The sequence below is a fragment of the Actinoplanes sp. NPDC051494 genome (assembly GCF_044454705.1).
Taxonomy (GTDB): domain Bacteria; phylum Actinomycetota; class Actinomycetes; order Mycobacteriales; family Micromonosporaceae; genus Actinoplanes.
This window is the reverse complement of the sequence record NZ_JBITDZ010000001.1, coordinates 1,160,372-1,174,237: the sequence shown is the minus strand read 5'-3', so window position 1 is coordinate 1,174,237 and position 13,866 is coordinate 1,160,372. Positions and strand designations below refer to the sequence as shown.

Genomic DNA, 13,866 nt, shown 5'->3' with positions numbered 1-13,866 from the left:
TTAGTTTTCGGCCGGGTGAGATCCATCAGGGAAGGCGGCACGGCCATGCGGTTCGGACTTTTCGGTACGGGGCCCTGGGCCCACCTCGCGCACGCCCCCGCCCTCGCGGCGCATCAGGACGTCGAGTTCGTCGGCGTGTGGGGCCGTAATCCGGACAAGGCGGCCGAGCTCGCCGGTCAGTACGGCGCCAAGGCGTACTCGGACCAGGCCGCGCTGCTCGACGACGTGGACGCGGTCGCCATCGCCCTGCCGCCGGACGTGCAGGCGGAGGTCGCGCTGAAGGCCGCCGGCCGGGGCAAGCACCTGCTGCTCGACAAGCCGATCGCGTTCGCCGTCGAGGCGACCGACGCGATCGTGGCCGCGGCCCGGGAGAACGACGCCGCGGGTGTGGTGTTCTTCACCCGGCGCTTCATGCCGCAGATCCAGGAGTTCCTCGCCGAGACCGTGGCCATCGGCGGCTGGCTCGAGGGCCGGGTCGACCATCTCGGCTCGATCTACGGCGAGGGCAACCCGTTCGGCGAGTCCGTGTGGCGCAAGGAGAGCGGCGGCCTGTGGGACGTCGGCCCGCACGCGGTCGCGCTGGTGCTGCCGGTGCTCGGCCCGGTCGCCCAGGTGACCGCGCTGGCCGGCGACCGGGACATGACGCACGTGCTGCTGCGCCACGTCGGCGGTGCGATCACCACGCTGACCCTGTCGGTCGACGCCCCGCCGAACCTCGAGCGCGAGGACTCGTCGTTCCACGGCGAGTCCGGCATCCGCGGCGTGCCGCCGGTGCCGTGGGAGCCGGTCGAGGCGTTCGGCCGCGCGGTCGACGACCTGATCGTGGCGGCGAACGGCGGCCCGGCGTCCCCGCTGGACCTGAACTTCGGCGCCGAGGTCGGCCGGGTCCTGGCCGCCGCCGCGGAATCCATCAGCGGCGGCCGGACCATCACTCTCTAGGAACAGCGCCAGACCGCGGCGGTGCCGAGGGTTCCCGCGAGCAGGGAACCGTCGGCGCTGATCGCGGGGACGGTGTTCGCGGTCTCGCTGCCGGCGGTCGGCAGCGTGATCAGCTTGCGGCCGTCATAGAGGAAGACCTTGCCGGTACGGTCGTCCTCGCCGACCACCCAGCCCTGCGCGTTGACGTTCTCGGGCTGCAACAGACCGGTCGGGAACGTGCTCCAGCGCTTGGTGGCCACCTCGTAACGGGCGAACGCGCCGCCGTTGGTGAGGCCGTACAACCAGCCGTCCCCGGCCCGGAGGACCGACATCTTCGCGTGCTTGCCGTCCTGCCCCTCGAGGAACGTGCCGCCCCTGTGGTCCGGGGTCCAGAGGTAGTAGTCGCCCTGGACGATGGACAGGCCCCGGACCAGCTGCTTCTCGGTGCCGACGGTGCCGAGCACGGTGCCGTCGGCGAAGACGCCGATCGCGCTGCTGTGCACGTACCCGTCGGGGATCGGCAGATCGGTGGCGGGGTCCATCACCGATTCCCAGACGACGGCACGCGCACGGAGACCGTCGATCCGGGTGCCGGCCGCGCGGCCCGCCTCGTCGATACCCGACACGGCGACCGGCGCCGAGGCCTTCAACGGGTACACCTTCCCGGCGGCGTACGCCCAGGACTCCTTGTCGACGGAGTCGAGTCCGCCGTAGCCGACCGCGATGCCACTGGAGTTGACCGCCACCGGCCGGGAGTTGAGACCGGGAGCCGGGATCCGGGCCTCGAAGACGCCGTCCTTCCAGATCGCCGGCGTCTCGTCGGCCTTGCCCACCAGGTAGGTGCCGGTCGGATCCATCGCCGCGATGGACGACGACGCGGCGCCGTCGGGCAGCGGCAGGATCTCCGGGGTGCAGCTCGTGACCTGGGCCAGCGGGGCCTTCGCCGGCGCCGGGTTCAGCACCGGGCCGGCCACCTGGGCGGGCCGCTGCTCCGGGAGGGAGATCGACACCCCGGCGGCCACCACCGCCGTGACGGCCAGCACCGCGGCCGCCGCGGCGGCCGCGGCGGCCGTCCGGTTGCGCAGGGTGCGCCGCTTCCCGGTGCGGATCGCCCCCGCCACGTCGAGCCTCGGCTGCCCCTGCGGCTCCCGGGCCAGCCCGCCGAGCAGCTCCACGACCTGCTTGTCCTGCATGATCTCTCCCGGTGTCATCGTGCGTGTCCCAGCAGCAGCGCGCCGTCGTCCTGGCGTGCGAGGACCCGGCGCAGCGCGGTCAGCCCGTGCGCCGTCTGGCTCTTGACCGTGCCCTCGGAGCAGTCGAGCAGCTCCGCGACCTCGGCGACCGGCCGGTCGTCCAGGAAGCGCAGCACCAGCACGGCCTGCTGCCGGGCCGGCACCTGGGCCAGCGCCGCGCGCAGCACGTGGCGGGTCTCGACCTCCGCGCCGGGCGGGGCCTCCCGTTCCGGTGGCGTCCCGAGCAGCACCTTCCACCAGCCCCGCCGGCGGTCGTCGAGGAACGTACGGACGAGCATCGTGTGCACGTACCCGTCGACGTTGTCCGCCTTCCGCACGCGTGACCAGCGCACATATAGTTTCGTGATGGTCTCTTGCACCAGGTCGTCGGCCTGGTGGGTGTCACCGCACAGCAGATAGGCCAGGCGCCGCAGGGCGTGGGCACGCCCGTTCACGTACGCCGTGTATTCCGCTTCTTTTCCGTCCGCCATCAAGCGCTCCCGTCGGCTGGTCCGACCAGTTGACGCGGATCCGTGCGGGGAGGTTGTACACCTGACCCATCCGCGTTGCCGCCGGTCTCGAATCGCCGTTGTACGGCCCGTGGATGAACGAGAGGTGGAACCGATGGCGGACTACGGCACGGCGAGGCGGCCGGAGCACCTGTCGTCGGTCCCGGCGCCCCCCACCGACGTGGGCGACCTGTTACGGGACGTGGCGCGCGGGGACGAGTCCGCGTTCGCCCGGCTCTATGACCTGGTCGCGCCGCGCGTGTACGGGCTGATCCGCCGGGTCCTGCGCGACCCCGCCCAGGCCGAGGAAGTGACCCAGGAGGTGCTGGTCGAGGTGTGGCGCACAGCCGCCCGCTACGACGGTGCCCGGGGGTCGGCGACGGCCTGGATGTTCACCATCGCGCACCGCCGGGCGGTCGACCGGGTGCGCTCCGAGCAGGCGTCCGCCGACCGGACCATGAAGGTCGGGGCGGCGTCGGTCGAGACCCCGTACGACGAGGTGGTCGACGAGGTGTCCGGCCGGCTGGAACGTCAGCAGGTGCGGCGCTGCATGGACGATCTCACCGAGCTGCAGCGGCAGGCTGTGACGCTCGCTTACTACCAGGGTCACTCGTACCGGGAGGTGGCCGAGCTGCTCAGCACGCCGCTGCCCACGGTCAAGACCCGGATGCGCGACGGCCTCATCCGCCTGCGCGACTGCCTGGGCGTGGAGGTGACGGCATGACGTCGACAGATGTTCACTCGCTGGTCGGGGCCTATGTCCTCGACGCGGTCGACGACCTCGAACGGGTCGCCTTCGAGCGGCACGTGGTGGAGTGCGCGTCGTGCCGTACCGAGCTGGAGGAGCTGCGCGAGACCTCCGCGCGGATGGCCGACAGCACCTGGTCGATCCCGCCGCCGCGGTTGCGGACCGACGTCATGGCCGCGATCGGCCGGACCCGGCAGCTGCCCCCGCAGGAGACGGTGACGGCCGCCCGCAAGCCGCGCGGCAACCAGGTGCGGCGCTGGACGCTGGCCGCGGCCGCCGCGCTGGTCCTGGCCGCCGGGACGGGCACGACCGTTTATGCGATCCAGGACCAGCGGGTACGCGACCAGAGCGCCGTGGCCTCGGCCGCCCAGGTGAAAGAGGCGCGGACCCGGTCGATCCTCGGTGCGGCGGACGTGGTCGTGCGGACCTCGCCGATGCGGGGTGGCGGCAAGGTGACCGTGGCCTCGTCGGCGTCGCAGGACGCCGCGGTCGTGCTGCTCGGTGCCGACAAGGCGCCGGCCACGGACAAGGCGTTCCAGCTGTGGGCGATCCACGGCACCACGCCGACCAGTGCCGGTGTGCTGCTGGCGGGGGAGTCGTCGGCGGTGCGGATCGTCGAGGATCTGCCCGGCAGCGACGCTCTCGGCGTGACACTGGAGCCGGCGGGCGGGTCGGCGGTGCCGAGCCAGTTGGTCGCCCAAATTTCTTTGGTATAGGACCCATCCGGTCCCTATTTGGGTTCGAATCAGTAGTGAGAGTAAGAAATGACTACTGAGGGGTACAAAATGCTCAGCACCAAGAAGTTCACCGCCGTCGCCGCGGCCGCCCTGTTCACCGCTTCGATCGCCGCCTGTGGCAGCGACTCGGACAGCACCACGGACTCGGGCGCCGCGGCGCCGATGGCCACCAGCACCTCGGCCGCACCGATGATGTCCTCCTCGTCGGACAGCGCGGACTCCATGGTCAACTTCGGCGCCGGCTGTGCCGCCGTGCCGACCGACGACTCGAACGCGGGCAGCTTCGCCTCCATGGCGAAGGTTCCGGTCGCGACCGCCGCCTCCGGCAACCCGGTGCTGTCCACCCTGGTCACCGCCGTCAAGAAGGCCGACCTGGTGGACACCCTGAACACCGCCCCGGCGCTCACCGTCTTCGCACCCGCGAACTCCGCGTTCGACAAGATCCCGGCGGCCGACCTCAAGAAGGTGCTCGCCGACAAGAAGACGCTGACCAGCATCCTCACGTACCACGTCGTCGAGGGGAAGCTCACCCCCGCCGAGCTGGCCGGCACGCACAAGACCATCGAGGGTGACTCGGTGACGGTCACCGGCAGCGGCACCGACTTCAAGGTCGGCGACGCGTCGGTCGTCTGTGGCAACGTGCAGACCGCCAACGCGACCGTCTACATCATCGACTCCGTCCTGATGCCGAAGAGCTGATCGCATGCTTCAGCGCACCGTAAGGCCCGCGCTGATCGGCGTACTCTCCGCCGCCCTCGGGGTGGCTGCCGCGGAACTCCTCGCGGCGGCCACCCGGCCGCAGGCCGGACCCCTGGTCGCGGTCGGCGGGGCCGTCATCGACGCGGCCCCCACGCCGGTGAAGGAATTCGCGGTACGCACGCTCGGCACGAACGACAAACCCGTCCTGCTCGGCACCATCGCCCTGGTCCTGGTGCTGTTCACCGCGGCGGTCGGGATCATCGGGTTCCGGCGCCGCTGGGTCACGATCGCCGGTGCCGCCGTCTTCGGGCTCGCCGGTGCGGCCGCGGCCCTGGCCCGCCCCGCCTCGATCGGCTGGGACGTGATCCCCTCCCTGATCGGCGCGGCCATCGCCGGCCTGCTGCTCTTCCACCTGGCCCGGCCGTCCCGGGAAGTCACCATCGACCGGCGCAAGTTCCTGCGCGCTGCGGTCGTGCTCGGTGGCGGGGCCCTCATCGCCGGCGCCACCGCCGAGACCGTCAAACGGGTCCGCGGCGGGGCCGTCACGAAATCCCGGGAGGCGATCGCCTTCCCCGCCCCCGCCGACCCGGCGAAACCCCTGCCCAGCGGGATCGCGGACGGCTTCTACTCGGAAAAGCTCTACCGGGTCGACACCGCGCTGACCGTGCCCCGCATCGACGTCTCGACGTGGCGGATGCGGATCCACGGGATGGTCGGCCGAGAGGTCGAACTCTCCTTCGACGACCTGCTCAAGCGGCCCCTGATCGAACGCGACATCACGCTCAACTGCGTCTCCAACGAGGTCGGCGGCCCGTACGTCGGCACCGCCCGGTGGCTGGGTGTCCCGCTCGCGCCGCTGCTCGCCGAGCTCGGCGTGGACCCGGCCGCGGACCAGCTCGTGGCCCGCTCGGTCGAGGGCATGACGATCGGCACCCCGGTCGCCACCATCAACGACGGCCGGGACGCGATGCTCGTGGTCGGCATGAACGGCGAACCCCTGCCGCTCGAGCACGGCTTCCCGGTCCGGATGCTCACCCCCGGCCTGTACGGGTACGCCGGCGCCTGCAAGTGGATCACCGACCTGGAACTGACCACGTTCGCGGACTACGACGCGTACTGGGTGAAGCGTGGCTGGGGAGCTCGCGGCCCGGTGAAGACCGCCTCCCGCATCGACAAACCGCAACCGTTCGCCAAGCTCGACGGCCCCACCGTCACCATCGCCGGGGTGGCCTGGGCGCAGGGACGCGGCATCCGCAACGTCGAGGTCCGGGTCGACGACCGCGCCTGGGCCAAGGCGGATCTGCTGCCGGTGCCCTCCTCGGACACCTGGGTCCAGTGGCGCTACAACTGGGACTCGACGCCCGGCCCGCACACGTTCGCGGTGCGCGCGACCGACGGCACCGGCGCGATCCAGGCCGAGGAACGGGTCACCCCGTTCCCCGACGGCGCGACCGGCTGGCACAGCATCACCGCGACGGTCAACTAAGGCGTGGTGCGCTCGACTGCGGCGGCACCGTCGCGGTCGAGCTCCCGCCGGGCCCGCTCGACGTTCTCCGGGGTCGCGTCACGGCCCTCGGCCAGGGCCAGGTCCTCGGCGTCCCACGGCTGATCGGCGCCCGTACGGATCCCGGGCCGCTCGCCCGGCTCCAGGAACTCCGGGGTGTCCGCGTCGGCACCGCCCCCGGTCACGAACGCGTCCACCGCCACGTCGTCCGCGATGGCGCTCGCCACCTCCGGTGTCTCCTCCAGGGGCTGGATCTGCTCGGTCATGGCTCCTCCAAGATGGATGCCGGGGTACGTTCCCACCGCCATACCCCTCCGCGACGTATCTCACCGCGCGCCGCTCGTCACAGTTGCGTGAGCCGGAATAAATGGGACGATCGAGCACTTCGCTGCTGTCCGAGCGCGATTTGGACAACGATCGCGCGCAGCGGATGGACTCTGCGTAGCGATACGAATACATTTCTGCAGTGTCGCGGGTATGCGTGCGTCCGGCGGGGACCGTGCATATAGGTGGCGAGGGGAACGTGACGAGAAATGAAGAATCGCTGGGAATGGCGGCTCCGCCGGCGCCCGGCCCGGCCGGCCGGGCCGCGATGAGCAGCCTGCCCGACGCCGAGCGGGACGCGAGCGAGGTGGTGCGGCTGCTGACCCGCCTCGCCACGGTGCTGGAGCGGCACGGCCTCGAACCCGGCGACGACACCGAGATCCTGGCCATCCTCACCCGCGACGGCGGTGCCGCCGCGGCCCGGGTCCTGGAATACCTGCACGCCCTGCGCGGCGCCGGCGACGGCGAGGCCGCCACGGTGCCCCCCGCCCTGGGCCCGTGGCGCGACTGGGTCCCGCCCCGCGGCAACCTCTTCGCCCGGCCGTCCGACGGCTCCCGGATGGACGAACTGCCCCACCCCCACCGCCGCCGCGACCCGGGCGAATGAGTCCCTAGCCGTTGCCGCGCAGGGTGTCCGACGGGCAGACCCCGAACCGGGTCCGGTACGCGGAGGCGAACCGGCCCAGGTGCGCGAAGCCCCACCGGTGCGCGATCGACGCCACCGTCATCCGGGCCGGATCCTCGGTACGCAGCGCGTCGTGTGCCCGCCCGAGCCTGACCTGCTGCAGGTACGACATCGGCGCGCTGCCCACGTACCGCCGGAATCCCTCCTGCAGCGACCGGACGCTGACCCCGGCGATCCCGGCCAGATCAGCCACCGTGAACGGCCGTTCGGGTTCGTCCTGGATCGCGTCGATGGCCCGCTGGATGGCCCGGGGCGGCCCGGTCGGCGCGGGTGTCGCCAGCTCCTCCGAATAGCGGTGCGGCAGGCTCAGCAGCAGCCCGCTGACGACGCTGTGGCGCAGCTGGGCGGCGACGATCGGATGCCGGACCATGCTCCCCGGATGGGTGATCTCACCGCGCAGCATCCGGATCAGCCGGTTCCAGCTGCGCATCGGCCCGGACGAGAGGTCGATGACCGGCGGCAGCACCAGCGGCCCGCTGACCCGGCGGCCGAGCAGCGAGGCAAGCTCCCCCTCCAGCGCCGACCGCTCGATCTTGACGTCCATCTCGGTGGAATGCGCGTCATGCAACGTGTAGACCGGATTGCCCGGACCGAACACGACGGCGTGCCCCGGATCGGCCACCACCCGGTGCCCGGCATGGCGGGTATGCACCTTTCCCACCGTCGGGATGGTGAGGTGGTAGGCGTCCAGCTCGACGGCGGTCAGCGTCACAGGCGAACCAAAACCCAGCTGACCGACGGTCAGGGGTCCGAGTTGGATCACATCGGCCCGGAACGCGAAACCGTCCGCCCCCTCCGGTGCTCCCACCGCGAGCGGGTAGAAGAACCGGTTCAACAAGGATCGAGTATCGTCAATGTCGACACTGTTGATACTTGCGGAGGCAGGGATTTCCGCCGGCGATGTGACCGTCCTGAAGTGAACGTCACTCATCTCGTATAGCACTCCTGCGCATACGCTGAGTATTCGGACGGCACGCGACATCGTCAATGTCCGTACGATCCGGTGACCGTTCCAGCACATTCCGGCCATATGAACTACTCTGGCGTTCCGCGCCTACCTGGCGTAACTTGCAGACCAGCGGAATGTTGTTGGGACGCGATATGTCTGCCGGCGCCTTGGTGAGGCGCCGGGCTGGGTCGGCCGGCTGTCAGCCGGCGGCGCAGCAGACTCCGCGGAAGGTTCGGCGTCGCCCGCACGACGCCAGGACAGGAAGAGGGCAGCCGTGTATCTGCCGATCACCACTCGCCAGCTGGCCGACGGCACTGTCGAGATCGCGCCCAGTGGCGAGATCGACCTCGACAATGCCCACGTCATGCGGGACGCCGTCAACGACGTCCTGACTTCCCAAACGCCCGGAAAGATAGACCTCGACCTGCACCGCGTCATGCTGATCGACAGCATCGGCATCGGCATCCTGGTCGCCTGCTTCCACGCGGCGGCCGCCTCCGGTGTCAAACTGGTGGTCAGCCATCCGAGCCCCACGGTCTACCGCCAGCTCTGGATCTCCGGACTGGTCGGCCTGCTGGGCTGCGCCGAGCCACCCTCACCACGCACCTCGGTGGGTCTGCGCCCCAGCTAGACCCGGCACCGGCCCAGCTCCCGGGCGGTCCGCCCCTCCCCGTTGCCGCGGGGGTGGCCGAATCGACCGGACGGCCCGGTCCCCCAAGCCCACACCCGCAGCCGGGGGTCAACAGGCCTGGACCGACCCCGTTGCCGCGGGGCGGTGCAGGTCACGACTCCCGGGCCGCAACCGGGGCCCGAGGGCCGGCCGCGCTGAGCCAGCCACCCGCACAGTCGCCGCCACCGTCGCCGGCTCGTCTGTCAGCTCCGGCTTTGGTCGGCTCCGGCTGTCAGCTCCGGCTGTCAGCTCCGGCTTCAGCCGCCGGTGCTGGTGCACCTCGCCAGGGCTGGCGTACATCGCCAGGGCTGGTGCTGGTAATCGGCATCGGCGTCGTTCGTCAGCACGGGTGCTCGCTGTTCGCGCCGGTGCTCAACATGGTTGCGGCGCTGCCACCATGTCTCCCTTGTAGGCCGGCCACGCGGCCCGGGCCCCTCACCAAGGCCCAGCCCCACGGCTCCGAAAGCGCACCCGAAACGCTGCCCCCCGATCCGCAGGGCGGGCAGCGTTTCGCTGCCCGTAACGTCGGCCCCAACCGCGCCCCTCCAGCGTGACGGCGGTCTCCTAATCCCACCTCGCCCAGGTCAGCTCGCCCAGGTCAGCTCGCCCAGGTCAGCTCGCCCAGGTCAGCTCGCCCAGGTCAGCTCGCCCAGACCTGCCCGCCCAGACCTGCCCGCCCAGACCTGCCCGCCCAGACCTGCCCGCCCAGACCTGCCCGCCCAGACCTGCGTCGCCTAGGCCTGCGTCGCCCGGTCTGTGTCGCCGGGTCTGCGTCGCCCGGCCTGTGTCGCCGGGTCTGCGTCGCCCGGTCTGCGTCGCCCGGGATGGCTTGCCCCGGGGCCTTATCTCGACCGCTATGCCCTGCCCGGCTTCGTTCGAGCCGGCTTCGTGCGGGCTTGCTCTGCTTCAGCCCGCCACACCCTGGCCCGGTATCCAGGCCGGGGTAGGCAGTGACCAAACACCCGGCGGCCTGGCCTGGGTCGCCCGTTCGCTGCCGGCCCGGGGCGGCCCGGTCTGGTCCGCCCTGTCGCGGTCACCCGGAAGCGTGAAACCTGATCGTGGGGATCGGGTGGTTTGATCATCATTTGTATCCTGCACAACACCGGAAATAAGTGTCTTTTCGGAGTCACGCTGCCTGGTGTACTGCCCGCAAGTCGTCGTGATTCACGCTTCGTGCGGAGGCCTTGGTGTTCGGTACCCAGTGCAAGTTGCATAAAGCGCGAAAAAGGGCCCGGTCACCCGAGCCCTTTTCGGAGCAGTGGCGTATCAGTGCAGCGAAATGCCGGATACACCCGATTCTTCCTGGGCCCGGCGCTCGTCGCCGCTCAGGGTCTGCAGCGGCTTCTCCTTGATGAACAGCACCGCGACCACGGCAAGTGCCGCGATCGGGGCTCCGATCAGGAACAGCTCCGAGGTGGCCTGCGCGTAGATGCCGGCCACGATCGCGCGGGCCTGCTCGGGCAGGGTGGTCAGGTCGGGCACCGCCTGGGTGCCGCCGGTGGTCGCCGCCTGGGGGAACTTCTCCGCGAACAGGGACGTGACCTTGCTGGCCAGCACCGCACCCAGCGCACTCACGCCGATGGTGCCGCCCATGCTGCGGAAGAACGTCAGCACCGAAGTGGTGGCGCCGAGGTCGCTGCCGGAGACGTCGTTCTGCGCGGCGAGCACGAGGTTCTGCATGAGCATGCCGACGCCGGCTCCGAGGATCAGCATCCACGCCGACAGGATCACGGTGCTGGTGTTCTCGTCGATGGTGCTGAGCAGCAGCATGCCGACCGTCATGATGGCGGCGCCGGCGACCAGGAACATCTTCCACTTGCCGTACTTGGTGATCAGAGCGCCGGCAACCGTCGACGAGACCAGCAGACCGAGGATCATCGGCAGGCTCATCAGGCCCGCGACGGTCGGCGACTTGCCGAGCGCCACCTGGAAGTACTGCGACAGGAAGACCGTGCCGCCGAACATGGCCACGCCGACGAGCGCGCTCGCCACGACGGTGAGCGACACCGTGCGGTTGCGGAAGATGTGCAGCGGGATGATCGGCTCCGCCGCCTTCGACTCGACCCAGACCGCGAGCGCCAGCAGGACGATCCCCCCGGCCACGAACGCGAACGTCTCCACCGAGGCCCAGTCGAAGTGGTTGCCCGCCAGCGTCGACCAGATCAGCAGGTCGCAGACACCGGCCGTGATGAGGAACGCGCCCAGCCAGTCGATGCGCACCTCACGGCGTACCGAAGGGAGGTGCAGTGTCTTCTGCAGCAACGCGATCGCGATCAGGGAGAACGGCACTCCGATGAGGAAGCACCAGCGCCAGCCCAGCCAGGAGGTGTCCACGAGAAGCCCGCCGATCAGCGGGCCGGCGATCGTGGCGACACCGAAGACCGCGCCGAACATGCCCGAGTAACGCCCCATCTCGCGCGGCGGGATCATGGCCGCCATGACGATCAGGGCGAGGGCCGTCATGCCGCCCGCGCCGATGCCCTGCACGACCCGGCTGACGATGAGCAGCTCGACGTTCGGGGTGAGCCCGGCGATCAGCGAGCCGACGACGAACAGGCCGAGCGACAGCTGGATGAGCAGCTTCTTGCTGTAGAGGTCGGCCATCTTGCCCCACAGCGGGACGGTCGCCGTCATGGCCAGCAGCTCGGTGGTGACGATCCACGTGTAGACGGATTGCGACCCACCGAGGTCGGCGATGATCCGCGGCAGGGCGTTGGCCACGATCGTCGAGGCCAGGATGCTGACGAACATGCCGAGCATCAGGCCGGACAGCGCCTGTACGACCTCGCCGTGCGACATCTTGGCCGCGGGACTCTCGGACGTCAGCCCGACTTCCGTGTCTGAACTCATCGGACTCTCTCGTCGATATCGGGGTGGCTCAGGCCGGCGGCCAGGAAACCGAAAGCCTCGTGCACAAGATCGAAGATGGGGGCGCCGCCGTCGGTCCACCGCATCATGGCGGCCCGCATCGCCCCACCGGTCGCGGCCGCGAACACCGCCGGGAACGGATGGTCAGGGGTGAGCCCGAGCCGTTCGGCGACCGCGTCGATGAGGTCGCGCTCGGCGACGGCGCTGCGCGCCATCAGGCCGGTGATCAGCGACGGGTTGTCGCCCAGCACCCGCATGCGGAGGAACCAGACGAGCCGGTCCTCCTGCATGGCGGCCAGCCCGGGGCGCATCGCGAGCAGGAAGGCGTCGATGACGGGTACGCCGGGGGCGACCGCCAGCAGTCGCTCCCGGGTCCGGTGCGTGTCGACGAACTGGTCGCCGGTGACGGCCTCGTCCTTGCTGGCGAAATAGTTGAAGAACGTCCGCGGCGACACGTCGGCGGCCTCGGAGATCTCTTCCACGGTCACCTGATCGAAGCCACGCTCATCCACCAGCCGCAGGGCAGCCTCGATCAAGGCCTCCCGGGTCTGCTGCTTCTTGCGATCCCGCCGGCCGGGTGGGCGGGCCTCGGGAGCGGCGTCGATGTCGTGCACCTGGATACCGTAGAGCTGAACTTGCAGTGGCTGCAAACTTTTACCGACTGCACGTGAGGTGGGCGACAACGTCGGCCCGACACCCTTGCGCGGGCGCATTGCCCAAAGGACGGGCCCGGGTCGCTTACGGTGGAGAAATCATGCGCCGGCTACTGCTCCCCACAACCCTCATCCTGTACGCGGTGAGCGTCGTCGCCGTCACCCTTTTCCCCCTTCACCCGCACCCGGCGTCATACTGGGCCGGCGAGCCGATGAGCACCATGATCCGCTGGATCCCGGGCGACGTGGACGCGCCGAGCTTCATCCTCAACGTCATCATGTTCATCCCGTTCGGCATCCTGCTGCCTGTTCATGCGGCGAAACAGGACGGCATCCGGCGCATCGCCCTGCTGGCCCTGCTGTCCAGCGCGATCATCGAGCTCACCCAGCTCATCCTGGGCCTGACCGTCGGCAGCCGCCGCATGGTCGACATCAACGACCTGATCGCCAACACCGCGGGAGCCCTGGCCGGCCTGCTCATCCTGCGCCTGGCCATCCCCTCCGCAGCTCACCGAGCAGCGCTGGTCCACGGGCCCGCGCACCCCGATCAGTCCACACAGCCCGACCGGCGCGTGCAGCCCCGGCTGCCCACCCAGCCGCCCCCGCCCCGCCCGTCGTCCCAGCCCACCCCGTCACCATGGGCCACAAACCCGTCACCGCCCAGCCGCCTGTCACCGCCCAGCCGCCCGTCACCGCCCAGCCGCCCGTCACCGGCCGGGCATCCATCACCGGCCGGGCATGGTTCACCCGTCGGGCGCCCGTCCCCGGTCACCCGGTCGCCGTCGGCCGGGCAACCGGCGTCGGCCACGCAGCCGTCCCCGGTCACCCGGTCTACGCCGTTCGGGCATCCATCACCGGCCGGGCAGTCTTCGTCAACCGGGCAGTCTTCGTCGGCCGGGCAGCCGCCGCCGGTCACGCGGCCGTTATCGACCGGACGGCCGTCAGCCACCCGGTCTACGCCGCTCGGGCAGCCGCCGTCGGCTACCCAGTCTTCGCCTACCGTGCAGCCGCCGTCGGTTACGCGGCCGTCACCGACCAGGCGGCCGTCCCCGTTCGCCCGGCCTTCGTCGCTCGGGCAGCCTTCCCCGTTCACCCAGCCTTCGCCGTTCACCCAGCCTTCGCCGGCGGGGCAGCCTTCTCCGGCTGTGCGGCCTTCTCCGGTTGCCGGGTCGGAGACGCCCGGGTGGGTGCCCGCGCCCGGCGTGGCGGACGATCCGGTGCGTTCGGCAGGGTCGTCCGTGCCGGTGGGGCCGCCGGCCGAGCCGCAGCCACCGGTTGATCTTCCGCCGCCGCCGGTCGCGGTCGGTCGGGCGGCTGTCTCGCCGTCGCCGGCCATTCCGAGTCAGCGGATCGAGTCCGAGAGCGTCGGC

14 protein-coding genes and 1 pseudogene are annotated in these 13,866 nt (G+C 70.7%); 8 read left to right on the top strand and 7 right to left on the bottom strand.

Translation table 11 applies throughout. From position 1 onward, the window contains the following. Nucleotides 1–15: 15 nt before the first annotated feature. Nucleotides 16–939 (top strand): Gfo/Idh/MocA family protein, encoded by a 924-nt coding sequence (locus tag ACIA6A_RS05430; RefSeq protein WP_396096148.1) that lies wholly within the window; start codon nt 16–18, stop codon nt 937–939. Here ACIA6A_RS05430 and ACIA6A_RS05425 read toward each other — a convergent pair. Both ACIA6A_RS05425 and ACIA6A_RS05420 read right to left on the bottom strand, forming a co-directional pair. Beyond that, nucleotides 936–2,111 (bottom strand): hypothetical protein, encoded by a 1,176-nt coding sequence (locus ACIA6A_RS05425; RefSeq protein ID WP_396096147.1) that lies wholly within the window; start codon nt 2,109–2,111, stop codon nt 936–938. The two genes, ACIA6A_RS05430 and ACIA6A_RS05425, sit on opposite strands and share 4 nt — an antisense overlap. A gap of 14 nt (nt 2,112–2,125) precedes the next feature. After that, nucleotides 2,126–2,641: a SigE family RNA polymerase sigma factor gene (locus ACIA6A_RS05420; protein WP_396096146.1), complete on the bottom strand. Its 516-nt coding sequence runs from the start codon at nt 2,639–2,641 to the stop codon at nt 2,126–2,128. Between the two features lie 133 nt (nt 2,642–2,774). Between ACIA6A_RS05420 and ACIA6A_RS05415 the strand changes: the two genes are divergently transcribed. From ACIA6A_RS05415 to ACIA6A_RS05400, 4 genes are read left to right on the top strand one after another with little or no spacing between them, the layout of a single operon-like run. Further along, nucleotides 2,775–3,383 (top strand): sigma-70 family RNA polymerase sigma factor, encoded by a 609-nt coding sequence (locus tag ACIA6A_RS05415; RefSeq protein ID WP_396096145.1) that lies wholly within the window; start codon nt 2,775–2,777, stop codon nt 3,381–3,383. Next, nucleotides 3,380–4,123: an anti-sigma factor domain-containing protein gene (locus tag ACIA6A_RS05410; RefSeq protein ID WP_396096144.1), complete on the top strand. Its 744-nt coding sequence runs from the start codon at nt 3,380–3,382 to the stop codon at nt 4,121–4,123. Before ACIA6A_RS05415 ends, ACIA6A_RS05410 begins: the two co-directional genes overlap by 4 nt. A gap of 48 nt (nt 4,124–4,171) precedes the next feature. After that, a complete protein-coding gene (locus ACIA6A_RS05405) occupies nt 4,172–4,843 on the top strand; it encodes a fasciclin domain-containing protein (RefSeq protein WP_396096143.1) in 672 nt (223 codons plus the stop codon). A 4-nt stretch (nt 4,844–4,847) separates the two neighbouring features. Then, nucleotides 4,848–6,329: a molybdopterin-dependent oxidoreductase gene (locus tag ACIA6A_RS05400; protein ID WP_396096142.1), complete on the top strand. Its 1,482-nt coding sequence runs from the start codon at nt 4,848–4,850 to the stop codon at nt 6,327–6,329. On the opposite strand, the gene ACIA6A_RS05395 is transcribed toward ACIA6A_RS05400, so the two are convergent. Continuing rightward, entirely contained in the window at nt 6,326–6,613 is a 288-nt protein-coding gene (locus tag ACIA6A_RS05395; RefSeq protein ID WP_396096141.1) for a hypothetical protein, read from the bottom strand. The genes ACIA6A_RS05400 and ACIA6A_RS05395 overlap by 4 nt on opposite strands. A 284-nt stretch (nt 6,614–6,897) precedes the next feature. Here ACIA6A_RS05395 and ACIA6A_RS05390 point away from each other — a divergent pair, with 284 nt between their 5' ends. After that, nucleotides 6,898–7,278 (top strand): hypothetical protein, encoded by a 381-nt coding sequence (locus ACIA6A_RS05390; protein ID WP_396096140.1) that lies wholly within the window; start codon nt 6,898–6,900, stop codon nt 7,276–7,278. Nucleotides 7,279–7,282: 4 nt separating this feature from the next. Here the strand turns inward: ACIA6A_RS05390 and ACIA6A_RS05385 are convergent, their stop codons facing one another. Next, complete coding sequence (locus ACIA6A_RS05385) at nt 7,283–8,194, bottom strand: AraC family transcriptional regulator (RefSeq protein ID WP_396096139.1); 912 nt, start codon at nt 8,192–8,194, stop codon at nt 7,283–7,285. A 385-nt stretch (nt 8,195–8,579) separates the two neighbouring features. On the opposite strand from ACIA6A_RS05385, the gene ACIA6A_RS05380 reads away from it, so the two are divergent. Further along, nucleotides 8,580–8,936, top strand: coding sequence for an STAS domain-containing protein (locus ACIA6A_RS05380; protein ID WP_396096138.1), 357 nt, complete (start codon nt 8,580–8,582; stop codon nt 8,934–8,936). A 1,305-nt stretch (nt 8,937–10,241) separates the two neighbouring features. Here the strand turns inward: ACIA6A_RS05380 and ACIA6A_RS05375 are convergent. Both ACIA6A_RS05375 and ACIA6A_RS05370 read right to left on the bottom strand, forming a co-directional pair. Then, nucleotides 10,242–11,825: an MDR family MFS transporter gene (locus ACIA6A_RS05375; protein ID WP_396096137.1), complete on the bottom strand. Its 1,584-nt coding sequence runs from the start codon at nt 11,823–11,825 to the stop codon at nt 10,242–10,244. Beyond that, the gene (locus tag ACIA6A_RS05370; protein WP_396096136.1) at nt 11,822–12,457 is read right to left on the bottom strand and encodes a TetR family transcriptional regulator; all 636 of its coding nucleotides are present in this window, start codon (nt 12,455–12,457) and stop codon (nt 11,822–11,824) included. Before ACIA6A_RS05370 ends, ACIA6A_RS05375 begins: the two co-directional genes overlap by 4 nt. 140 nt (nt 12,458–12,597) lie before the next feature. On the opposite strand from ACIA6A_RS05370, the pseudogene ACIA6A_RS05365 reads away from it, so the two are divergent. After that, nucleotides 12,598–12,927, top strand: a pseudogene (locus ACIA6A_RS05365) (VanZ family protein); the annotation flags it as partial. A 116-nt stretch (nt 12,928–13,043) separates the two neighbouring features. Here ACIA6A_RS05365 and ACIA6A_RS05360 read toward each other — a convergent pair. Then, complete coding sequence (locus ACIA6A_RS05360) at nt 13,044–13,832, bottom strand: hypothetical protein (protein ID WP_396096481.1); 789 nt, start codon at nt 13,830–13,832, stop codon at nt 13,044–13,046. Nucleotides 13,833–13,866: the final 34 nt, after the last annotated feature.